Below are 21,600 nucleotides of genomic sequence, written 5' to 3'. Positions count from 1 at the left end.
GGCTACTCTGCGGCGATTGGCAGGACATCCAGGCCCAGCCGCTCGAATTGCTCGGGCGGGCTGCCCTCGGCCTGCATGCGCTCGACCAGCAGCGCCAGCATCCGGGCGCGCTGATCGGGATGGCTGTGCCAAAGGTTCTGGGTCTGGCCGGGGTCGCTGGCGCGGTGATAGAGGTGGTCCTCGCAGGTGCGCGGGTCGATGGTGATCGGCGTCTTCCACAGCGGGTAGGGCACCGAAGGGTCGAACGGCCCCTGGTCCGCAGGCGCGGTGGGGGCCTTGCCCACGCGCCCGTCCACCGGGTTGTCCACGATCAGCGGCGTGGTGATCATGGTGGAGTACGTATAGAGCGGCTTGCCCTCGACCGGTGACTTGAACAGCGTCCATTCCCCATCCGTGAGGCATATGCCCTGGCCGAACGTGCCGTAGGTGATGGCGTCGCGGGCCCCGGCCGCCTCTGTGATCACCGGCAGGAAGCTTTGCGAGTGGCGCGTCGCCTCGGGCGGGGTGCCGCCGGAGGCATCGATCAGCGTCGAGAACAGATCGACATTCTGCACCAGCGCATCGACCCGGCGGCCATCGCCTGCGTGTTCCGGATGCCAGACCATCAGCGGGATGTTCGCGTGGCTGTCGTAATGCGGGTACTGCTTGCCGAAGCCGCCGCGCTCGCCCAGGTCATGCCCGTGATCGGTGGTGAACACGACCATCGTGTTCTTCCACAGGTCCAGCGCGGTGAGCCTGTCAAAGAGCTTGCCGATCCAGGTGTCGACCATGGTGGTCTTGCCGTAATACTGCGCCCGCAGATAGGCCAGCTCCTCGGGCGAGGTCTGGGCAAAGAACGCGTCCTGGTCGGCATAGACCTGGTAGGGCGGCCAGATGTTGTAATCGCCCGCATCCCCGGGCAGATCGCCGGTATACATGGTGTCGTAGGGCGCGGGCACGTGGAACGGCTCGTGCACGTCAAAGCTTTCGACCTGCAAGAAGAACGGCCCGCGCTCGGCGTATTTCTCCAGCCATTCGCCGGCGGCGGTAAAGGTCTTGGCCGGAAAGAAATCCGCTTCGGTCTCAAAGCCCTTCACGTTCTCGTAATACTGCCGCATGTGATAGGCAGAGCGGAACTCGCTCATCTTCTCGACCCAGGCGGGCACGTCGCCTTCGGGCGGCAGCGTGTGATAGTCGGTCTCGTGACCGCGGATCATCTCTAGGGACATGAAGCCCTGCATGTAGCCGTTCGCCGTCTCTTCCCAATAGTGGTAGTGATCGGTCACCAGCCCGGTATTGTAGCCCTGCTTTTGGATCTCGCGCGGCAGGCGCGGGTCAAAGATCTCCAGCGGGCCCCAGGGCCGCCACAGGAAGTCTTTGCGCCCGGCAGAAATCTCGCGCCGCGCGGGCATGCAGGGCAGGCTTGAGATGAAGTAGTTGTCGAACACATGGGACTTTGCGGCGAAGCCCGCCAGGTTCGGGGTGCGGCAGGGGGTGTCGGGGTTGTAGACCGACAGCGCCTCTTTGTTCAGGCTATCGACCAGGACGAAGATGATGTTCATGATGATCCTCCCACGGGCCGCGCTCGCCGGATCCTCTCGCGACGGGCTGGCCTTTCTTTGGATATAATCAAAAATCTGTCAAGCGTGTTCATATTTTGTGCAGTATGTTGACCGATGTAGGTTCTGGTAGTACCCAGAAATAAAGAGATTCGACCGGGGACCGCCCTGACCCAGCTTAAAGGAGCGCAACCCCGAGTCTGATATGCCCAATGGAGGAGGAGACCATGGCAAATTCGAAAACAAGCTATGTGAATCGCCGCGCGGTTCTACGCGGTGGCGTGGCGGGGGCAGCGGCGCTTGCGGCGCCGACATTCTTCGTTGGCAAGGCCCATGCCGCGAATGAGAAGCTGCGCGTTGGCATTATCCCGGCTTACTCGTTTGGTCTTTACTGGCTGATCCAGGACCAGGGCTTTGCGCCCGGCGTCGAGATGGAGTTCAGCGTGTTCCCCTCTGGCCCCCCGGCCATCGAGGCGATGGTGGGCGGCTCGGTCGACACGATCACCGTGGGCTCGGTCCCGCCGCTGGCGGCGATGCATCGCCAGGTGGCGAACTTCCGCGAGATCTCGATCTGCGGCGACGCGTCCGGCCTGTTCCAGATCGTCGGCCGGCCGGGCATGTCCTCGCTGGCTGACCTAGAGGGCAAGAAGATCGCCGTGACCTCGGGCTCGAATTTCGACTTCTTCCTGGGCGTGGCGCTGGAGAACGAGGGCCTGTCGGATATGCCGCTGACCCGCGTGAACATGGAGCCGATCGACGGCCAATCCGCGTTCATCGCCGGCGCCGTGGACGCGACCGTGCCGCTGGCGACCTCGCGCAAGCTGATCTACGATGCCCTGCCCGATGCCGCCTTGCTGGCCGATGGGTCGCAGATGCCAATCGAAGCGCGCCCCTCGATCATGGACGTGTTCATGTCCACGCAAGAGAATGTCGACGCCAACGAGGCCGCCTATATCGAGATCGTGCGCGCCTTCCACGAGAAAGCCGTGCCGCTGCTGCGCAGCGACAACGCCTTTGTGGTTGAGCGGATGATCGAGTGGCAGTCCGGTATGGGCCGCGCCGCGGTCACCGCCGCGGATGTCGAGCCCCTGCTGAACGGCTACTTCTACTTTGATGCCGCCGAGATCAAGGACGTCTACGCCAAGGGGCAACTGACCGCCGCGCTGCGCGTGCAGTCCGAGTTCCTGGTCGCCAATAAGCGCATCGGCGGCCTGCCGGACCTCAACGCTCTTGTTTCGGACCAGATTGTCGCGCAAATCTAGCGGGCATGGAACGCATTCAAAAAATACTAAGGGGGCGCTTTGTACTGGGCGCCCTCTCTATCGCGGTGGTGCTGGCGGCCTATCAATGGATCACCATGCAGCCGGACAACAACCCCGCGCTGCTGCCGCCGATCCCGAACATCATCGCCAGCTTCTTCACCAATATCGAGGCCGGTTCGCTGCAGACCACGCTGGGCGCAAGCCTTTACCGCATCTTCCTGGGCTTCTTCATCGGCACGACCCTGGCCGTGATCATCGGCTGCCTGGTCGGCTGGTATAAGACAATCGAGTACCTGGTGGACCCGCTGATCGAGGCGATCCGCCCGATCCCGCCGCTGGCCTATATCCCGATCATCATCATCTGGTTCGGCATTGAGGAATTCAGCCGCGTGCTGCTGATCACGATCGCCTGCTTCATGGTCTGCGTGGTGAACGTGATCGCGGGCATGAAGAACGTGCCGCAGGTCTATGTGGACGCGGCCTCGACCATGGGCGCCTCGCGGTTCCAGGTCTTCCGCACCGTGGCGGTCCCGGCGGCCACGCCGTTCATCATCACCGGCTACCGCATCGCGCTGGCGGCGGCCTGGACGACGCTGGTGGCGGCAGAGCTGATCGCCGCGCCAAGCGGCCTGGGCTACATGCTGCAAGAGGGCCGGCGGTACTTCCTGACGGATCAGGTCATGATGATCATCGTGATCATCGGCGCCTGCGCCTTCATCATGGACCGCACCTTCCGCGCGATCCAGAAACGCCTGATGGTCTGGTCTGAGGCGCGCGAGTGATGTCGGAAATCAAAGTAAACAACCTGACCCACACCTTCAGCAAGGGCACGCCAGAGGCGCTGACCGTGCTGGAGGATATCAACCTGAGCTTCCCCTCCGGCAGCTTCACCTCGATCGTGGGCACCTCGGGCTGCGGCAAGTCCACGCTGCTCAAGATGATGGCGGGGCTGTTTGACCCCACCGATGGCGAGATGACCCTGGACGGCGCGGTGATCCGCGGCACCGACCGCAAGCGCGGCATGGTGTTCCAGCAGGACGCGGTGTTCCCCTGGATGACCGTGGCCAAGAACATCAGCTACGGCCCGCGCATCCATGGCGCCAGCAAGGCCGAGCAGCAGGCCGCCGAGACGAAATGGATCGAGGCCGTGGGCCTTAAGGGGTTCGAAGACCGCTGGCCGCGCGAGCTGTCAGGCGGGATGCGCAAGCGCGTCGATATCGGGCGGGTCTACGCCAACGACCCGGACGTTCTGCTGATGGACGAGCCTTTCGGTGCGCTGGACGCGCAGACCAAAGAGCGCTTGCAATCGGACCTGCTGGAGACCTGGCGCCAGACCCAGAAGACCGTGATCTTCGTCACCCATGACCTGGAAGAGGCGATCTTTCTGTCCGACCAGATCGTGGTGATGTCCGCCCGCCCCGGGCGCATCCGGCATATCGAGGAAGTGGCCCTGCCGCGCCCGCGCAGCAACGAGATGCGCCTGACCTCGGAGTTCCTGGATATCAAGCGCAAGCTTTGGAACATGCTGGACCACTAGGGAGGGGGCTGCGCGTTCGTGAACCGGATCAGTGGAAAGCGCAGGTTTGCGGGGCGGCCAAGTTTCGAGGCGTCCGAAGGGCTTGCGCTTGAGAACTTCCGCCGCGAATGCAGCCATGTGTTCCTGTCGCGCGAGGCGCCGCTGCCGCTGTGGGAACAGCTCTATCAGCATCTCGAGAACCTGATCCTCAGCGGCAAGCTGGCCGTGAACAGCCGCATCCCGCCCGAGCCGATCCTATGCGATCTGTTTCGTGTGTCAAAGCCGGTGGTGCGGCACGCGATCTCTGCGCTGGCCGCGAAGGGCCTGGTGCTGAAGCTGCCGCGAAAGGGCATGTTCGTCGCCGAACGGCCCAAAGAGAGCGGGTTCATCACCTCTAACATCAGCCTCTTTGACGACATGCTGGCGCGCGGCGCCACGATCGACACCCGCACATTCGATTTCGTCACCTGCCCCGCGGATGCGCAAGAGCAAGCGGGCCTTGGCCTTTTGGAGACGGACCAGGTGATCCGGATCACCCGCGTGTTCCGGATCGACGGCCAGGCGATCACCCATTCGGTGATGTCGTTCCCGGCCGCCGCGCTGCCGGGCTTCACGCGCGACAGCTTTCGGGGCACGTCGATCCAGGGCGTCATCCGCAGGGAATACGGGCTCAATATCGTGCGGGCTGATCGCTGGTTGAACGCCGAGATCCCGCCGGGCCTGGTGCTCGACCGTATGGGCATCGCCGAGAAACGCTCGATGATCTTCATCGAATCAACGGGCTATGCCGAAACTGGCGAGCGGTTGGAGTATTATCGCGCCTATTACGACTCTTCGGTCGCGCGCATACGCCTGTCGGTTTCCGATTAGTTATATGCGACCGTTCGGCGGTCTCGATCTTTCAAGCCGAGCCTCAAGAACCAGAACCGAGCGCCCGCGCCGCCCGCCTCCAGGGCCTGCCGGCGCGTCGTAAGCTTGTTGGAAACTCTCCTGCGCGCGCAGCGATCAGGGTGTGGCCTCTGCCCCGGACTATGGTATTCATCACCGCAAGGGCCCCGTAGCTCAGCTGGATAGAGCGACCGCCTCCTAAGCGGTAGGTCGCAGGTTCGAATCCTGCCGGGGTCGCCATTGACTGAGGCTGAAAGGGGTCAGGGCAGGCGTGTCGATACTGGGTAGGTTGCTTGGACGGCGCGCGCGGCGCGACGCGGCCTATGTTTCGCGCTTTTCGGCGCCCATTAAGCCGGAGGCGCCCTTCTTTGCCATCGGCGATATCCACGGGTGCTTTGATCAGATCCAGCGCGCGATTGCCCGCATCGATGCCGAGCATCCGAGCTCTACAATCCTATGCGTCGGAGATTTCGTGGACCGTGGCGAGCAATCGGCAGAGGTGTTGACCTACTTGCATGGCCTTCAGGCAGAGCGCGGTGCGCGTTTGATCTGCTTGATGGGCAATCACGAGGAGATGCTGCTGAAATTCCTTGATGACCCCGAAGCTCGCGGGCCGGGGTGGATGCGCCATGGCGGGCTGCAGACCTTGGCCAGCTACCGCGTGGCTTTGGACAGATCCGATTTTACCGTGACGAGGGATGCCTTGGCCGAGGCGATGGGGCCGACGCTTGTAGCCTGGCTCCGCGCATTGCCGACCTCCTGGCATAGCGGCAATGTCTGGGCCGTCCATGCCGGTGCCGACCCCGCGTTACCAATGGAGCATCAGGGACGCGACACGTTGCTTTGGGGGCATCGCGACTTCGGCCGGGTGGCGCGGAGCGACGGGCAGTGGGTCTTGCACGGGCACACGATCCGCGACGCGCCCCAGGTCGAGGCCGGCGTGATCAGCATTGACACCGGGGCCTATGCGACCGGGCGCCTGACGGTTGCTCATATCCAGGCGGGTGACGTCGAGTTTTTCATGGCTTAACCCCGTCCGAACCGCGCGCAGCCTGGCGCAGGCTTAGCCTATGCGCGGCGATGTAAAGCACCGCGCCGCAGCCTGCTAAAACGACCAGGCAGGCCAGCATCATCGCATAGCCTCCCAGGGACCATAGCAGCGCTCCCAGGAAGGCCGACAGGGCCGAGGCCGCCTGGTACATCGCGGCCAATCCCCCTGACTTTGCTCCGAAATCGGCCTCTCCCATGAAATCGCGCGCGATCACCGGTCGCAGGATGCTGACCGTGCCATAGGCGCTGCCGAAGAGCAGTATGAAGAGCGCAATGATCGCGACCGACCCGCCCGCCACCAGCAGCGCCAGGACGGATCCGCCCATGCAGACAAAGGCGATCAGCGCGAAGGCATGTGTGCTGAGCCGATGCTGGGTGGCGACCATGCCCAGACGGCCAACAATCTGCATCGGCCCGATACAGGCCGCCAGCACAACCGCCGTTGCATCCGTGACGCCGCGCTCTGCCAGTAGCGGCAGGAAGTGGTGCAGCGAGGCACCGTGCACGATCGCGCTCAGGGCAAAGCCCAGGCCAAGCAGCCAGTAGACCGGCTGGCGCAGAAACCCGTAATCCGGCTGCGCCATCCCCTCGGCAGGCCCTGCGGTCTCGCCAAGAGCCTTGGCTCCGGCCCATAGCAGCGGCGCGACGATCAGCGCCACGAAAGCGCCGATCAGGGCCGTGCCCATCCGCCAGCCAAAGGCCTCGGCCAGCAGATGCACGGTGGGGAAGCTCACCGTCCCCGCGAAGCCCGCCACAAGCGTCACCCATATGATCGCGCTCTTGGCTTTTGTGCCCCGCGCGCGGGTGATCATGGCAAAGCAGGGCTCGTAGAGGCAACCGGCAAAGCAGGCGCCAATCCCCAGCCACAAGAGGTAGAACTGCCAGAGATGCGCGACCTGGCTGACGCCGATCACGCAGAGCCCCGCCAATGCCGTCGCACCCGCCATCTGAGCCGCGCCATGCCCCCGGTCGATCAGCCGCCCAGCAAAGGGCGCCGCCACGGCAGAGGCGAGAACGGCGATCGTGATCCCCAGCGTGAGCTCTGCCTTCGACCAGCCCAGAGCGGCTTCCCACCGCACCAAAGACGCAGGAAAGAGATAGAACGCCCCCGCCCAGACCAGTGTCTGACCGATAGCCAGCAGGAGTATGGCGTTGTCCCGTAGCATCTAGCGGCCCAAAACGCTTTCAAGCGTTTTGCAAGGCTCTTTCAAGAGCCTTGGTTTCGCGCGCAACAAGCGACGCACCATGGCGCCGCACTTAATGCTCGCGGAACAAACTCGCTTGGAAGCGAGTTGCAAATCTCTTGCAAGAGATTTGCTTGCACCAAGATCAGCCGCCCAGGAACAGTCGCCCGACGTCCGGGTTCTCCAAGAGCTCATCGCCAGGCCCTGCAATCGCCAATTCGCCCGACACCAGCACATAGCCGATATCGGCAAACTCCAGGCCCTTCTTAGCATTTTGCTCCACCATGAGGATCGTCTTGCCCTCGTTGTGCTGCAGATCGTGCAGGATGTCGAACACCATGTCGATGAACCGCGGCTCTAGCCCGATGGAGGGTTCATCCACCAGGAGAATCTCGGGGTTCATCACGAGGGCGCGCGAGATCTCCAGCAGGCGGCGTTCACCGCCGGACAGCACCTTGGCCTGGTGCTTGCGGCGCGCGGCCAGGCGCGGGTATTTGTCAAAGACCTTCTCGGCGGCCTCTTTGGCTTGCTTGGGCTCGTCTTTCAGGAACCCGCCCATCCAGAGGTTTTCCTCGACGGTCATGCCGGGGAAGACCGATTTGTCCTGAAGGATATAGGCGATCCCGGCCTCTTTGAGCTTCATCTGCGCGCTGAGCTTGGTGATGTCGCGCTTGGTGTCGCCGTCGCCCACCTTCACCGATCCCGAGAAGACGTTGTTAAAGCCAAAGATCGCGTGCAGGATGGTCGACTTGCCCGCGCCGTTCGGACCGATCAGACACAGCGATTGCTGCCGCGCCACGGCCAGATTGATGCCGTGCAGGATCTCCATCTGGCCGTAGCCGGCGCGCAGGTCCTCTAGCACGATATAGGGGTCGTTCTTGGCCAGCGCCATCAGGTCGCTGGTGGCCACCTGGCCGCCGATGGCCTTGGCCTGGGCGTTCACTGCCTCGACGGAGATCACCGTGTCGACGGACCCGCCGTGATAGCCCGTGGAGCGTTGCTTTTCGTCAGCCATCAATGTGCCCCCAAATATGCGTCGATCACGCGCTGGTCGTCCTGGATCTCGGCCGGGGTGCCCTCGGCCAGCATCTGCCCATGCGCCAGGCAATAGATGTGGTCGGCCATGTTCATGATCACCCGCATGTTATGCTCGATAATGAAGAGCGTGATCCCGAACTCGGTATTCGCGCGCTTCAGCCGGTCGATCAGCCCATTGATCAGCGTCGGGTTGATCCCCGCCGTCGGCTCGTCGAGCAGCAGCACCGTCGGCTCGTTCATCAGCGCCATGGCGAACTCCAAGAGCTTCTGCTGGCCGAAGGACAGCGACCCCGCCTGCAGATAGCGCTTCTCGTAGAGCCCGACGAATTCCAGCAGATGCTCGGCCTTGTCGGTGTCCGCCTTGGTGTTGCGCCGGAACGCGTCCATCAGCGACATCTTGCGGTGCGGCATGCTGATCAGCATGTTCTCGACACAGTTCATCTGGCTGTAGATCCGCGTTTGCTGAAACGTGCGCAGCAGGCCCAGGCGGGCGATCTCTGGCACCAGCATCTTGCTGATCTCCTGGCCCTCGAACTTGATCGAGCCCTCGTCAATCGGGTGGTAGCCCACGATCGAGTTGAACATGGTGGTCTTGCCGGACCCGTTCGGGCCGATCAGCCCAGTGATACCGCCCTTCTTGACCGTCAGCGAGATGTCGGTATTCGCCTTCACCCCGCCATAGGATTTCGAGACGCCGTGGGCTTCGATGATATTGCTCATGCCGCGGCCTCCTTGTCCTTAGATTCGACCTTTATGCCGAACCACTCCGGCCTGCGGTGCTTGAGGTAGCCCATCAGCCCGTCCTGGAAGAACACCACGATGATCACGATCAAAAGCCCCAGCGCGACCCATTGCCCGCCCAGGAAGTAGTTCCAGGTGACCTCTTTGAAGACGTGGAACAGGATCGCCCCGATCACCGGCCCCCAGAGCGTGCCCTTGCCGCCCAGCAGCACGCAGACCACCATGAAGATGCCGAGGTTGATCGTCTGATAGGCGGTCTCCAGCGGCTCGAAATGGATCAGCTGAAACGCCGACACCGCCCCCGCCGCGCCCACGAACACCGCGCTGATCGCCCAGGTGATCGTCTTGTAGCGCAGGGTGTGGATGCCCATCGCCTCGGCCTTCTCCTCATCGTCGCGGATCGCGTTGATCGCGGCGCCAAAGCGGGTCGAGTAGAACCACTTGCAGAAGATAAACAGGACCACGCCCAGCCCGGCGAAGAGGAAGTAGATCAGCACCTTCTCGAAATCCGGGTGCAGCGGCGAATGCGGCATCGAAATGCCCTGACCGCCGCCCAGCCATTCGATGTTGGACACGATCTCGCCCGCCGCAATCGCCAGGCCCAGCGTGCCAATGGCAAAGTAGGGCCCGCGCAGCCCGAAGAACAAAGGCCCGATGATCAGCGCGCAAAGCCCGCAGAACAGCCCCGCGCCGATGATGCCCACCACCATGCCGGTATAGTACTGCCCGGCGGTGAAGCTGAAGATCTCGGACCGCGAGGCGTCGGTCCACTCGCCCACGTTATAGTAAAGCCCGATGGCGAACACCGCGCCCGCATACATGCCTGTCCCGTAAAAGAAGATGTTGCCCAGCGAGTTGTACCCCATCTGCCCGCCGGTCATGTCCCAGGCCTGGGCCACAACGATGAACAGCCACAGCGTTGCCAGGAACGCCGTGTAGCTGGGAAAAAGGAATGGCGCGGCGACCGTGATCGCCAGCAGCGCGATGTAAAGGATCCAGTTCTTTGACATATCCCCGCCCCCCTTAATTCAAGGCCTGCCGCTTCCGGCGCTGCTGGAGCAGGCGGAAGAACAGAACGATCAGAAGAAGCGTCACGGCGATGGCCTGTTGGTAGCCAATGCCGAAGATATGCGCGCCGTATTGCTCGGCGGCGCCGATGCCCAGCCCCGCCGCGATCACGCCCGGCAGGTTGCCCAGCCCGGCGGCGGTGACGATCACGAAGGCGCGGACCGAGTAGGTGATGCCGTAGAAGGGCTGGATCACCCAGACCATCACGATGATGGCGCCCGCGGCACCGCAGATGGCGGCGTTCAGGCTGAAGGTGAAGGCATAGACCTTCTCGGTGTCGATCCCCATCACCCGTGCGGCGCGGCTGTCCTGCGCGGTTGCGCGGATCGCCTGCCCCATGCGCGAGCGCTTCATGAAGATGATCACTGCGACGGCGAGCCCCGCGGCCATGCAGGTGCCGATCACCTTCGCCATTGGCAGGTTGATGAACCCGCCAGCGAAACTGTAGGTCTTGTAGTCAAGCTGCAGCGACTGCGTGTCCGAGCCGAACATGAGGTTCAGGATCTGCGCCATCATGATCGCCAGGCCGAACGTGGCCAGCAGCGAGGTGAAGAGGTCGCGCTCGATCACCCGCGTGATGATCAACTTGTAGGTCATCCAACCGATCCCCCACATGACGACAAACGCGATGGGCACCCCCAGCAGCGCGACGGCGTTGTCTGATAGCCCGATGGATTGCAGCCAGCCGGTTTTTACCAGCCACCAGCTGCAATAGCCGCCGGCGATCACGAAATCGCCCTGCGCGAGGTTCTTGACGTTCATCACGCCCCAGACCAGGGCCAGCCCATAGGCGGCCAACGCAAAAAGCGACCCGATCATAATGCCGTCGATGATGAAGGCCAAATTCAGGACCGGATACTGAAACAAGTAACCGGTGTTCGTTAAAATCTGATCCATGTAACCCTGGACGCTCCCCTGCGTCGCCGGATGAAACCGGTATTCTCTGTGCTGTTTGGAAAAAACGCCGGGCGGTCTGATCGCGCCCGGCGTAGGATCTGTAGGATGGGTTTCTAACCCATCATCCGCTTAGTTCCGCGGCCAGTTCACTTCGTGGCTCGCAAACGCGCTTGGCGCGACCACGTTGTACTTGCCGTCCTGGATCTGGCGCAGCACCATCGGCTTGGCGATGTTGTTGCCAGCCTCCGAGAACTTGATGTCACCGTAGAAGGTCTTCAGGTCGGTCTCGGCGATGGCGTCGCGCACGGCGTCCTTGTCCAGCGTACCGGCGCGCTCGAACGCGTCCTTAAAGACATACACAGCGGCCGAGGCCTGTGCGGTCTGATAGGGCACGGTCTTTTCAGCGTACTCGGTGTAGTTGGCCTTGAACTCCTGCTCGTAATTCGCGGCGGAGCCAAAGATCGGATCCTCGTAGGTCAGCGTCTCGGCCCATTGCGTCGAGCACAGGAAGTCCTCGGCGTTCTCGCCAAAGTTGCCAACCACATCGGCGGCTTCGCAGTGGGTGATCGCGATCATCGGAACCTTAACGCCCTGCTCGCCGATCTGGCGCACAGCGGTCGCGGCGCCCTTGGAGTGGCCGGACACCACCAGCACGTCGGGCTTAACCAGCTTCACCTTGGTCAGGATCGAGGTCATGTCCGAGAGGTCGCGCGGCAGCTTCTCGTCCACGACGATCTTCATGCCATAGCGCTCGGCGTCCTCCATCACACCCGCGCGGATGTCGAGCGAGAACGGGTCGTTCTCTACCGCGATGGCCACCGTCACGTCAGAGGCGGCTCTGCCTTGTGCTTCGGCCTTCTCAGCGGCCAGGGTGATGGCGGATGCCAGGTACTGCTCGGACGTGGACAGCACCGCAAAGAGGTACTTGTAGCCCTGGTTGAACAGCGAGCGTGACGCGCCCTCGGCTTCGACCATTGGGATCTGGTACTTCTCAGTCACCGGCGCGATCGCCTTGGTCAGGCCCGACGAGTACGGCCCAAGCATATACTGGACGCCGTCCTGCTGGATCAGCCGCTCTGCCAATGTCGCACCGCGGTCGCCCTTGCTCTCGTCGTCGTAGTAGATGACGTTGAAATTGTAGCACTGGTCGTCGACCATGATGCCGCCGTTTTCCTTGATCTTGGTGATTGCGAATTCATAGCCGTTCTGCGCGTGCACGCCGTTCGTGGCGTATTTTCCCGTCAACGAGATGGCCGCGCCAAGTGTAATCGTTTCGCAGTCCATCGCAGCGGCCGAGGTGCCCATAGCGACCCCCGCCACAGCTGCCATCGAAAGCATAGTGGTCTTGATATTCATAATTTCCTCCCAATCGAACGCATCGTTTTCGACCTTGTTCGTTCGAGAAGTGAAACATAGGACCCTTGATAGATCAAGCTTGCTGAATCGGCGTGTGGATAGGCGTTCTACAAGCGCAGATTTTGCCCTGGACCGGATTGCGTTTTTTTTCGCGCGCGCTACTTTTCTAGAAACTGAAACGATCCTTTGCATTGTTTAATGGTCTAAGTCTTTATTTTTGATCGTTTTTCGATGAAGGAAACCATGTGGAAATATTACACGCGGCAGAGATATTAGATCGCACCAACACCAAGCCTGAACTTGTTCCGGCCGCCCATCAACTAGATATGGACGGCATCATTGCACAACTCACCCCTGAGGGCTTTCTCGCTTTACCCGCAGGAGATGAAACAGAGGGCCTGGCGCGAGCCCTTGATAGCGGCGAAGTGACCCGCGGGGCGAGCGGCCGAATCTGGCACACAGAGATCTATGAGCACGCGCGCAAGATCTATGACTTTGCCGCCAAGCATCAGCCCCGGATGTTAATCGGTCACGGTTTGGGCGCGGGCGCCGCGCAGATCTTGTCCACGTCCCTCGACATCCCGGCGATATGCTTTGGCTCGCCGATGTCACTGCGCGGGCGAAGGTGGGTGAAGGGCGAGAACAAGGTGCTGAACATCTGCCGAAGAGACGACCTTATCACGCGCTTCCCACCGGTTTGGCTAAAGTTCCGCCATGTTGGAAAGGTGCATTGGATCAGCACGGGCAACCCAAAGCCCAAGACAGGCCATGAGATATCCGACTACGTGCATGCGATAGAAACCGGGCGGGTCAGGCCCTCGCTGCCGGTGTCCTGGATATAGCCTAAACCGTTCCGATTTTGATCTGATAGAGCAGCCAAGGGCTGGTCGCGCGCGACCTCTGGATCGTGCGGGCGCACTGCCAAAAGTGGTCACGCTTGTCTTGGGCAGTGCGCTGTCGTGGAAAGCAACCGCCCGCAACTTCAATAGGTTCTGCCGCGCCTCCCCTTGAAAACCCATACAGGTTTTTGCGATCCGCCTTAGGCGGCAATTGCTCGGGTAAGGTATTCCATAATCGGCGGAAAAACCCTTGCGGGAATCGCGGTTGCAGGATTACCCTTCTTCACGAAATGTTTACGTTTGGGCAACTTGCCCTTTTGATTGCCTAATTCCGAGCTTTGTTTGCCAGGGGAAAATAAATTGCTTGATGACACCGGCCCGACCTCGCCCAATAGCGACCACACCCACGAAGACAACGCAGACGTCATCTTTAACCCGCTGACATTCCGAAGCGGGCTGGGCGAACTCAAGAACCGCATCATCCGGTCGAACATCTCTGGGATGTTTGACGACTATAACGGGCATGGCGGCAATGCGCGGGTGAACTGGGAGACGAAGTTCGCAAAGGGCGGCTGCGGGGCGATCATTTCCAGCTACACGCCGGTGACGGTGAAGGGCCGCATCCTGACGCGCTACGCGATGATCGACGACGACGACAAGATCCCCTTCTGGGAGATGGTCGGCAAGTCGGTCCACCACCACGGCTCAAAGTTCATCATGCAGCTCAGCCATTCCGGGCGGCAGCAGGATCTGTCGGGGTTCGAGAACATCCACCACAAGGTGCTGAGTTCCACCAACCACAAGGACTACTTCCACGGCATCCTCTGCAAGGCCGCCACGCAGGACGAGATCAAAGATCTGGTGCAGCTCTTTGCGAACGGCGCGCGCCGGGCGCAGCAGGCCGGACTGGACGGCGTCGAGCTGCACGGGGCGAACGGCTATCTGATCACCCAGTTCCTGTCGTCGGGCATCAACGACCGCACCGACCGCTACGGCGGCGACTGGGAGGCCCGCGCGCAGTTCGTGCTAGAGATCATCCGGGCGATCCGCGAGAAATGCGGCCAGGAATTCCACGTGCAGATGAAGATCAACGCCGTGGACTTCAACTCTTGGCTCTATCCCTGGCAGAAACCGGGCAACACGCTGGATGAGACGGTCAATATCTGCAAGCTCTTGATGGATGGCGGCAAGGGGTTTGACGCGTTCCACGTCTCGATGGGCTCGACCTTCCCGCATCCCACCAACCCGCCGGGCGATCTGCCGATGCAGGACGTGGTGCGCTGGTATGACGTGATGCTGAACCAGGGCGTGCGCGCCAAGATGAACTATCGCATCTTCTCGAACTGGTTCGGGCGCTGGTTCTTCCACCGCTATTGGCTTTGGCGGCGCGGGCCCAAGGTTGAGGGCATCGGCGAGGATTACTCGGCGGTCATCAAGAAGGCGGTGCAGGAGGTCGACAAGGACATCCCGGTGATGGTCACCGGCGGCTGGCAGCACGCGCACCGGATCGCCGACGCCATCCGCAGCGGGCGCTGCGACGCGGTCACCATCGCCCGCGCGCTGATCGCAAACAACGACCTGCCGCAGATCCTGCAGCGCCAGAACGCCCCGGACAAAGGCAAGGAATGCACCCACTGCAACAAGTGCCTGCTGAACGACCTAGAGAACCCGCTCGGCTGCTACGAGATGAGCCGCTACGACGGCACAACCTTCGAGCAGAAGTACGAGGCGATGATCAAAGAGGTGAACTCGGTCTACTACCCGCCGACCTACCCGTACCACGATGTGAGTGAAGTCTGATGTCAAACGACGAATTCGACTATGACCGGCCCACACCCATAGAGGCCTACGAGAACACGCGGCGGTGGTGGTGGCGCCTGGTGTGGTTCCTGCTGATCGCCCTGCTGCTGATCTGGTTCTTCAGCAAGGAATGGGTGATCGCCTATGACGACGAGGTGGAGCATTTCAAGTATGGCTCCATCGGGTCCGAGGGCAACCAGGGCCTGCCGACGCCGATCCTGCAAGCCCTGCCGGTGATCTATAAGGACGAGCTGGGCGATCAGGGTTTCGCCAAGTTCGGCCTGATCCAGGAAGAGGGCCACGACCTGCCCATCGGCTTCTCTAAGCGGATCGTGGGCGGGATCGAGCGCGCTTGGCTGAACTGCTCGGTCTGCCATTACGGCACCTACACCCTGCCGGGTGAGACGACGGTGCACACCCTGCCCGGCGGTGCCTCCAACGACCTCGACCTCTTCGCCTTCATTGAGTTCTTCACGCGTGTCGGCAAGGACCCCGGGTTCAACACCAACACCGTGATTGCGGCCATCAACTCTGACGAGGTGCCCGGAAACCTAAATTTTCTTGAGCGCCAGCTCTACCGCTTCGCCGTGATGCCACTGGTGAAGAAAGAGATGCTGGCGCTATCCAATCAGCTGGAATTCGTGGCCCGGCAAGAGCCCTATGGCCCCGGGCGCGTGGACACGTTCAACAGCTACAAGGTCTTGCAGTTCGGCTTCCCGATGGGGCCGCATGACATCTCGGATGTCGCTTTGAATGGCTCGTCCGACTACCCGTCCATCTGGATGCAGCGGCCCCGGGCGGGGATGAACTTGCATTGGGACGGCAACAACGCCAGCGTGACAGAGCGCAACTTTTCCGCAGCACTTGGCGCGGGCGTGTCGCCGGTTACGGTGGATGCCGAGAGCCTGTTTCGCATCCGCGATTGGATCGACACGCTAGAAGCGCCCAAATTCCCCGGCGAGATCAACATGGCCTTGGCCGAGACCGGCGCGCCGCTTTTTGAGACGCATTGCGCCGCCTGCCACGGAATGGGCAACGCGGATTACGACGAGCAGCTTGCGGCCTACGAGGTGGCGATGGCGGCGAAGGAGACTGGCGAGGACCACGCCGCCGAGGCCCTGATCAAGCCGACGCGCTATGACTATGACACCGGCAAGTACCCCTATCTGGGCCAGGTTGTCGGGCTGGAAGAGATCGGCACTGATGTGGGGCGCTGGGCGTCCTATGACCAGGATTTTGCGGCCGCGCAGATGGGGCTTTATGCGGGCACGCCCTATCGCTTCAGGCATTTCAAGAAGACCGACGGCTATGCCAACCACCCGCTGGACGGGATCTGGGCGCGCTCGCCCTACCTGCACAATGGCTCGGTCCCGACGCTGCGCGACCTGATGAACACCGCCGCCGAGCGCCCCAAGACCTGGCTGCGCGGCGCGCGCGAGCTCGACCTGGTCAAGGTCGGCTACCGCAGCGACGCCAGGTCCGGCGGCACCTTCACCTATGACACCAATGTCCTGGGCAACGGCAATGCGGGCCACGAATACGGCACCTCGCTAAGCGACGCCGAAAAAGACGCCATTGTTGAGTATATGAAAACGCTATGACCCAAGCCTCCAAAGCCCTTGTGAACTGGAAGTATCGCCACGCGGTGGTGACCTGGATCGGCATCGGGTTGAACCTGATCGTGGCGATCCCGTTCTTTATCGCGCCGCTGTGGTGCCTGGAGATCCTGAACATCCCGGCGGTGGACCCGATCTGGCCGCGCGTGGGGGCGGGGCTGTTGCTGATCATCACCACGTTCTACGTGCCGATGACGCTGGACATCGACCGCTTTCGCATCTTCTGCTGGCTGTCGATCCTGCCGTCGCGGACCTTTGGCTCGACCTATTTCATCACCATGGTGGTGGTGTTCGGCTACGCGCCGGGATTCCTGAGCATCGCGCTGATTGACGCCGCCATCGCCATCGCCTGGCTCTATTGCATGATCAACATCGTGCGGATCGAGCAGGCCATCGCAACCGGGCAGGTGGCGGCATGATCAGGTTCTGGATATGGCTGCGCAACATTCTGATCGCCGTGGTGGTGCTGGGGGTCGGCGGGTGGCTCTTGCTGCTGCGCGAGGTGCCGCAGCCGATCAACAACGATCCGGCCTTCGCGTTCAACCACGGCTCGATTGGCAATGAGGCGGCCCAAGGCCTGCCCGAATGGATCTGGCGCGTGCTGCCGATCGTCTTCCCCGAGCATCTGCCGGGCGATCAAAAGGGCTGGTCGGCGCTGGGCGTGGCCTGGCGGTCGGGCGACGAGCTGCCGATTGGGTTCTCGAACAAAACGCTGGGGGTGATCCCGCGCATCGCGCCGAACTGCGCGTTCTGCCATCAGGGCACCTACCGGTTGAACGCTGAGGACCCCGAGACCATCGTCAGCGCCGGCGCGGGCACCCGCGTGGACGTGCAGGGCTTTATCAAGTTCCTGATCGCCGTGGGCCAGGACGACAAGTTCAACGCGCGCAATATCATGCCCGCGATCAAGTCTCGCGTGGACATGCCGCTGTGGGAGCGGGTGATGTATCGCTTTGTGCTGATCCCCGGCGTGCGCTTTGCGCTGAAAGGCCAGGCCGAGACATTCGCCTGGATGCAGGACAATCCGACCTGGGGCATTGGCCGGATCGACCCGTTCAACCCGGTGAAATACACCGCGTTGGAGCTGCCGGATGACGGCACCATCGGGAACTCTGACATGATGCCGCTGTGGGATCTGCAGGCCGCGCAGCCCACCACGCATCGCCGCTTCTCGGTGCATTGGGACGGCTTGCTGAGCGACGTTCACGAGACCGTCGTTGCGGGCGCGATTGGCGACGGGATGACTTACAAGTCCTTCCCCGGTGCCGAGGAGAACCTGAAGGTGATCGAGGATTTCTCGAACGTCGCGATGCCGCCGAAATCGCCTTTCTCCAGTGACCTGGACCCGGGCGATCCCTTCTATGTATCCGCCGAGGCGGTGGCGCAGGGGGCAGAGATCTATGCGGGCCTCTGCGCGGATTGCCACGAGCCCAGCGGTACGCGGTTCCGCACGCCCATCCCGATGGTCGAGATCGGCACCGACCGGCACCGCCTGGACATGTGGACGGCTGAGGCCGCGCGGCGCTATGGCAACTACCAAGAGGACTACGCCTGGAACTTTGAGTTCTTCCACAAGACTGATGGCTACAACGCCGTGCCGCTGGTTGGGCTCTGGCTGAAGGGACCGTACCTGCATAACGGCTCGGTGCCGAACCTGGCCGCGCTGCTGGAGGCGCCAAAGGATCGGCCGACCGAGTTCTGGCGCGGCTCTGACCTGGTGGACCCGGTGAATGGCGGGTTCGTGAGCGGCGAGGATGACGACCCGCTGCGCCGCAGCTGGAAGGTGGACACCAGCGTGCCGGGCAACGCCAATACCGGACATACTTGGGGCACCGATCTCGGCCAGGCCGAGAAGGGCGCCCTGCTTGCATATCTAAAAACGCTTTGATCGGAGACTGAAGAACATGGCCTTGTCGTATTTCGTGCGCTTGCTGGGGCGGCTGATCAAATGGGTGATCTATGTCGGCCTCGCGCTGACGGTGGTTGTCGCCGTTGTGGGCTTTTTCGTGATCCGAGCCCTGATCTTGCCGGATGCGGATAAGTTCGGGAATGTGGATGACGAGGCCAAGCTTGCGGGCATGACGGTCGATGACATGCCCGGCGCCGACGAGGCCTATTTTCAGGACATGGACCACGGGCTGCTCAAGAAGCCCGCCAATGGCGCGCCCTATCCCGACGAGATCCTGCAGGTCGCCAATGATCTGGGCATGGACCCCGAAGAGGTCCGCACCCGCGCCATCAAGGGCCAGAACATGTGGATCGTCTGGACCGGCGGCAACGACAAGTTCTGGGACTTCGCGGCGCTGAACACCATTGGCGCGTTTGATTTGCTCAAGCTGATCTCGAACGACCCGAACGCGGCCTATGGGCGGCACAACCGCTTTCGCTATAACGGCATGATCAACGAGCCCTGCTTTGAGAAAAGCGAAGAGCCGGATCCGGATCGCTTTGGCCTCATGCTGGACCGCCGGATCGAGGGCTGCGGAGGCGGGGACTACACCGCAGATCCGTTTGCGGATGATCAGAAATACAAGGGTGCCGCCTATGGCAGCCGCGGCGACACGATCGAGGTGGGCAGCTACTACGGCGAGCCGAGCGGCGTGATCGGGCTGCGCCTGCTGCCGAACCCGGATTTCGACGACGCCGCGGCCAAGCGCTGGGACGCCGAGAAGTACTATAACGACCCCGATTACTACAACGATGCGGACCTTGTGCGGCCCTATCGCGTGGGCATGTCCTGCGCCTTCTGCCATGTGGGGCCGAACCCGCTGAACCCGCCGGAGAATGTCGAGGAGCCGAAATTCTCGGAACTCACCTCGAACCCCGGCGCGCAGTATTACTGGGTGGATCGCATCTTTGTCTGGGATACCGAGCCGCGCCCGGACCCAAGCACCCCTGCCAAGCAAGAGCGCAACTTCCTCTACCAGCTCTTCCACACGAACCCGATGGGGACGCTGGACACCTCGCTGGTCTCTACCGACTATATGAACAACCCGCGGACCATGAATGCGGTGTACGAGACCCGCTCGCGCTTCATGCAATCGCTTCAGACCGGCTGGGAGACGCTGGAGGGCGGCGAGCGCGACAACAAGCAGTTCAACGACTATCCGGCCTTTGCGGCGCTGAACGCTGCCTATGACCCCGAAACGGGCGCAAGCGCGTCCATGCGGGTGCTTAAGGACGGCGCGGACAGCGTCGGCGCGCTGGGCGCGCTGAACCGGGTGTATCTGAACATTGGCCTCTTCTCCGAGGAGTGGTTGCTGCATTTCCGGCCTTTCGCGGGCGGGCAAAAGATCAGCCCGATCAAGATCGCGGATGCGCAGAAGAACTCTGTCTATTGGCAGGCGACTGAGGCGCAGAGCATCGACATGGCGGTGTTCTTCCTGGTGACCACGCGGGCCGATAAGCTGGAGGATGCGCGCGGGGGCGAAGAGATCCTGGCCGCCGATGACAGCGCCACGGTGGAACGCGGCATGGAGGTCTTTGCCGAGACCTGCGCCGCCTGCCATTCCGATGGTGAACACCAGCCGCCGATCCCAGATTCCTATGGCGTCGACATGGGCATCTGCGAAGGCGGCGGCGCTGGACCGAACTACCTGGAGTGCTGGGCCCGCTATTGGCAATGGGCGCAATCGGATGAGTTCAAATCCGCGATGACCGACAAGGTGAAGGACCCGGACTTCTTGCAGGGCAACTACCTGTCCACCGAGCGGCGCGTACCGATGGACCTGCTGGGCGTGAATGCCTGCTCGCCCACGGCCACCAACGCGCTGAAGGGTGACATCTGGGACAACTTCTCGTCCACGACCTACAAAGAGCTGCCGCCGGTCGGTCCGGTCACGGTCGAGCACCCGGTCTCGGGCGGCGACAGCACCTGGCAGGCGCTGGGCAATGGCCGCGGATACCTGCGGCCCGCCTCCCTGGTCAGCCTCTGGACCAGCGCGCCCTACATGCTGAACAACTCGGTTGGGTATGAAAAGCACTATTACGGCCCGGACTATTACGCGGCGGTGGACCCGGCGCAGGCGGCCACGGACGATTACGCCAGCGACGGGGACGCGACAGAGACCGCGGCCACCGAGGGCGATGAGGGTGCCGCGCAAGAGCCAGCCGCGCCCAGCTATGACTACGCGAGCTACGAGGACCGCTATTCCAGCGGCTACGCGTACCCCGCGCATGTCTCCTGCCCGTCGGCCTATCCGGATGATCCGTATATGCCCTGCGTCGAGAACCGCGTGGTCAATTTCGAGCGCTCGATCCGCAAGATGCTGAACCCAGAGACGCGGTATAAGGACCAGCTGACCCAGGCGCCGGTCGCGGGGCAGATCTATCGCACCTCGGCGCCCGCCTGCCTGATCGTGCCGCCGGGCTTCTCGCCGCCGATCGTGCAGGGCTGGAAGGGCCTGCTGCATCGCATAGCGCCCTGGGCAGTGACCGAGGAGGGCGGGATCGAGGTCGGTCCCTTCCCCGCGGACTTCCCGATCAACGCCCTGCTGAACACCAAGCTTCTGCCGGATAATGACGAGGACGTCTCGCTCTTGTCCCACGGCTGGCAGTTGGCCAAGGCCGGGCCGACGCTGATCAGCGCGGTCAAGCAGCTCGGCGGGCAATGCTCGCCCGAGGAGGTCGCCGACCCGTCCGTGCAGGCCCTTGCGCAAGAGGTCGTCACCGATACCGGTCTGGTGGACACGCTGGTGGGGCTGTCGAAATGCCCTGACTATGTGGTGAACAAGGGCCACCATTTCGGGTCCGACCTGAGCGACGCCGACAAGGACGCGCTGATCTCGTATCTCAAGCGGTTCTAGGC

The 21,600-nt window shown here is 62.4% G+C and carries 18 protein-coding genes and 1 tRNA gene; 12 read left to right on the top strand and 7 right to left on the bottom strand.

The window, feature by feature from the left end; all coding sequences use genetic code 11:
• Positions 1 to 2: 2 nt before the first annotated feature.
• On the bottom strand, positions 3 to 1,541 hold the full coding sequence (locus tag AIOL_RS18825; RefSeq protein WP_049644395.1) for a sulfatase: 1,539 nt from the start codon (positions 1,539 to 1,541) through the stop codon (positions 3 to 5).
• Positions 1,542 to 1,765: 224 nt separating this feature from the next.
• Between AIOL_RS18825 and AIOL_RS18820 the strand changes: the two genes are divergently transcribed.
• From AIOL_RS18820 to AIOL_RS18795, 6 genes are all read left to right on the top strand, one after another.
• Positions 1,766 to 2,800, top strand: coding sequence for an ABC transporter substrate-binding protein (locus tag AIOL_RS18820; RefSeq protein ID WP_160314531.1), 1,035 nt, complete (start codon positions 1,766 to 1,768; stop codon positions 2,798 to 2,800).
• Between the two features lie 5 nt (positions 2,801 to 2,805).
• The gene (locus AIOL_RS18815; protein WP_082152684.1) at positions 2,806 to 3,582 is read left to right on the top strand and encodes an ABC transporter permease; all 777 of its coding nucleotides are present in this window, start codon (positions 2,806 to 2,808) and stop codon (positions 3,580 to 3,582) included.
• Positions 3,582 to 4,337 carry an ABC transporter ATP-binding protein gene (locus AIOL_RS18810; RefSeq protein ID WP_049644392.1) on the top strand — a complete coding sequence of 252 codons (756 nt, stop codon included), beginning with the start codon at positions 3,582 to 3,584 and terminating at the stop codon, positions 4,335 to 4,337. Before AIOL_RS18815 ends, AIOL_RS18810 begins: the two co-directional genes overlap by 1 nt.
• 18 nt (positions 4,338 to 4,355) lie before the next feature.
• Positions 4,356 to 5,186 (top strand): GntR family transcriptional regulator, encoded by an 831-nt coding sequence (locus tag AIOL_RS18805; RefSeq protein WP_049644391.1) that lies wholly within the window; start codon positions 4,356 to 4,358, stop codon positions 5,184 to 5,186.
• A 181-nt stretch (positions 5,187 to 5,367) separates the two neighbouring features.
• A tRNA-Arg gene (locus AIOL_RS18800) sits at positions 5,368 to 5,444 on the top strand.
• Between the two features lie 31 nt (positions 5,445 to 5,475).
• Complete coding sequence (locus AIOL_RS18795; RefSeq protein WP_326973154.1) at positions 5,476 to 6,234, top strand: metallophosphoesterase family protein; 759 nt, start codon at positions 5,476 to 5,478, stop codon at positions 6,232 to 6,234.
• Here AIOL_RS18795 and AIOL_RS18790 read toward each other — a convergent pair.
• The 6 genes from AIOL_RS18790 to AIOL_RS18765 form a co-directional block, all read right to left on the bottom strand.
• Positions 6,224 to 7,420: an MFS transporter gene (locus tag AIOL_RS18790; RefSeq protein ID WP_049644389.1), complete on the bottom strand. Its 1,197-nt coding sequence runs from the start codon at positions 7,418 to 7,420 to the stop codon at positions 6,224 to 6,226. The genes AIOL_RS18795 and AIOL_RS18790 overlap by 11 nt on opposite strands.
• Positions 7,421 to 7,583: 163 nt before the next feature.
• The gene (locus tag AIOL_RS18785) at positions 7,584 to 8,453 is read right to left on the bottom strand and encodes an ABC transporter ATP-binding protein (RefSeq protein ID WP_049644388.1); all 870 of its coding nucleotides are present in this window, start codon (positions 8,451 to 8,453) and stop codon (positions 7,584 to 7,586) included.
• Positions 8,453 to 9,196, bottom strand: a complete 744-nt coding sequence (locus AIOL_RS18780; RefSeq protein WP_049644387.1) for an ABC transporter ATP-binding protein — start codon at positions 9,194 to 9,196, stop codon at positions 8,453 to 8,455. Before AIOL_RS18780 ends, AIOL_RS18785 begins: the two co-directional genes overlap by 1 nt.
• A complete protein-coding gene (locus AIOL_RS18775; RefSeq protein ID WP_049644386.1) occupies positions 9,193 to 10,227 on the bottom strand; it encodes a branched-chain amino acid ABC transporter permease in 1,035 nt (344 codons plus the stop codon). Before AIOL_RS18775 ends, AIOL_RS18780 begins: the two co-directional genes overlap by 4 nt.
• Positions 10,228 to 10,240: 13 nt before the next feature.
• On the bottom strand, positions 10,241 to 11,182 hold the full coding sequence (locus AIOL_RS18770) for a branched-chain amino acid ABC transporter permease (RefSeq protein WP_152912594.1): 942 nt from the start codon (positions 11,180 to 11,182) through the stop codon (positions 10,241 to 10,243).
• Between the two features lie 129 nt (positions 11,183 to 11,311).
• Positions 11,312 to 12,538 carry an amino acid ABC transporter substrate-binding protein gene (locus tag AIOL_RS18765; RefSeq protein ID WP_049644385.1) on the bottom strand — a complete coding sequence of 409 codons (1,227 nt, stop codon included), beginning with the start codon at positions 12,536 to 12,538 and terminating at the stop codon, positions 11,312 to 11,314.
• A gap of 425 nt (positions 12,539 to 12,963) precedes the next feature.
• Here AIOL_RS18765 and AIOL_RS18760 point away from each other — a divergent pair, with 425 nt between their 5' ends.
• The 6 genes from AIOL_RS18760 (at position 12,964) to AIOL_RS18735 (ending at position 21,598) form a co-directional block, all read left to right on the top strand.
• The gene (locus AIOL_RS18760) at positions 12,964 to 13,380 is read left to right on the top strand and encodes a lipase family protein (protein ID WP_049644384.1); all 417 of its coding nucleotides are present in this window, start codon (positions 12,964 to 12,966) and stop codon (positions 13,378 to 13,380) included.
• A gap of 357 nt (positions 13,381 to 13,737) precedes the next feature.
• On the top strand, positions 13,738 to 15,177 hold the full coding sequence (locus AIOL_RS18755; RefSeq protein WP_049644383.1) for an NADH:flavin oxidoreductase: 1,440 nt from the start codon (positions 13,738 to 13,740) through the stop codon (positions 15,175 to 15,177).
• Positions 15,177 to 16,778, top strand: coding sequence for a di-heme-cytochrome C peroxidase (locus AIOL_RS18750; protein ID WP_049644382.1), 1,602 nt, complete (start codon positions 15,177 to 15,179; stop codon positions 16,776 to 16,778). Before AIOL_RS18755 ends, AIOL_RS18750 begins: the two co-directional genes overlap by 1 nt.
• Positions 16,775 to 17,212: a hypothetical protein gene (locus AIOL_RS18745; RefSeq protein WP_053101311.1), complete on the top strand. Its 438-nt coding sequence runs from the start codon at positions 16,775 to 16,777 to the stop codon at positions 17,210 to 17,212. Before AIOL_RS18750 ends, AIOL_RS18745 begins: the two co-directional genes overlap by 4 nt.
• Entirely contained in the window at positions 17,209 to 18,681 is a 1,473-nt protein-coding gene (locus AIOL_RS18740) for a c-type cytochrome (protein WP_049644381.1), read from the top strand. Before AIOL_RS18745 ends, AIOL_RS18740 begins: the two co-directional genes overlap by 4 nt.
• Before the next feature lie 16 nt (positions 18,682 to 18,697).
• On the top strand, positions 18,698 to 21,598 hold the full coding sequence (locus AIOL_RS18735; RefSeq protein ID WP_082152683.1) for a cytochrome c: 2,901 nt from the start codon (positions 18,698 to 18,700) through the stop codon (positions 21,596 to 21,598).
• Positions 21,599 to 21,600: the final 2 nt, after the last annotated feature.

The sequence above is a fragment of the Candidatus Rhodobacter oscarellae genome, from assembly GCF_001078595.1.
GTDB classification, from domain to species: domain Bacteria; phylum Pseudomonadota; class Alphaproteobacteria; order Rhodobacterales; family Rhodobacteraceae; genus Rhodobacter_B; species Rhodobacter_B oscarellae.
Note: the sequence above shows the minus strand (reverse complement) of the source record. Positions and strands in the feature narration are given on the sequence as shown.

Excerpts from the sequence above, each read along its gene's own strand:
- AIOL_RS18820 (WP_160314531.1), top strand. The coding sequence starts at position 1,766 with ATGGCAAATTCGAAAACAAGCTATGTGAATCGCCGCGCGGTTCTACGC.
- AIOL_RS18790 (WP_049644389.1), bottom strand. The coding sequence starts at position 7,420 with ATGCTACGGGACAACGCCATACTCCTGCTGGCTATCGGTCAGACACTG.
- AIOL_RS18740 (WP_049644381.1), top strand. The coding sequence starts at position 17,209 with ATGATCAGGTTCTGGATATGGCTGCGCAACATTCTGATCGCCGTGGTG.
- AIOL_RS18765 (WP_049644385.1), bottom strand. The coding sequence starts at position 12,538 with ATGAATATCAAGACCACTATGCTTTCGATGGCAGCTGTGGCGGGGGTC.
- AIOL_RS18770 (WP_152912594.1), bottom strand. The coding sequence starts at position 11,182 with ATGGATCAGATTTTAACGAACACCGGTTACTTGTTTCAGTATCCGGTC.
- AIOL_RS18745 (WP_053101311.1), top strand. The coding sequence starts at position 16,775 with ATGACCCAAGCCTCCAAAGCCCTTGTGAACTGGAAGTATCGCCACGCG.
- AIOL_RS18825 (WP_049644395.1), bottom strand. The coding sequence starts at position 1,541 with ATGAACATCATCTTCGTCCTGGTCGATAGCCTGAACAAAGAGGCGCTG.
- AIOL_RS18810 (WP_049644392.1), top strand. The coding sequence starts at position 3,582 with ATGTCGGAAATCAAAGTAAACAACCTGACCCACACCTTCAGCAAGGGC.
- AIOL_RS18775 (WP_049644386.1), bottom strand. The coding sequence starts at position 10,227 with ATGTCAAAGAACTGGATCCTTTACATCGCGCTGCTGGCGATCACGGTC.
- AIOL_RS18735 (WP_082152683.1), top strand. The coding sequence starts at position 18,698 with ATGGCCTTGTCGTATTTCGTGCGCTTGCTGGGGCGGCTGATCAAATGG.
- AIOL_RS18815 (WP_082152684.1), top strand. The coding sequence starts at position 2,806 with ATGGAACGCATTCAAAAAATACTAAGGGGGCGCTTTGTACTGGGCGCC.
- AIOL_RS18785 (WP_049644388.1), bottom strand. The coding sequence starts at position 8,453 with ATGGCTGACGAAAAGCAACGCTCCACGGGCTATCACGGCGGGTCCGTC.
- AIOL_RS18750 (WP_049644382.1), top strand. The coding sequence starts at position 15,177 with ATGTCAAACGACGAATTCGACTATGACCGGCCCACACCCATAGAGGCC.
- AIOL_RS18780 (WP_049644387.1), bottom strand. The coding sequence starts at position 9,196 with ATGAGCAATATCATCGAAGCCCACGGCGTCTCGAAATCCTATGGCGGG.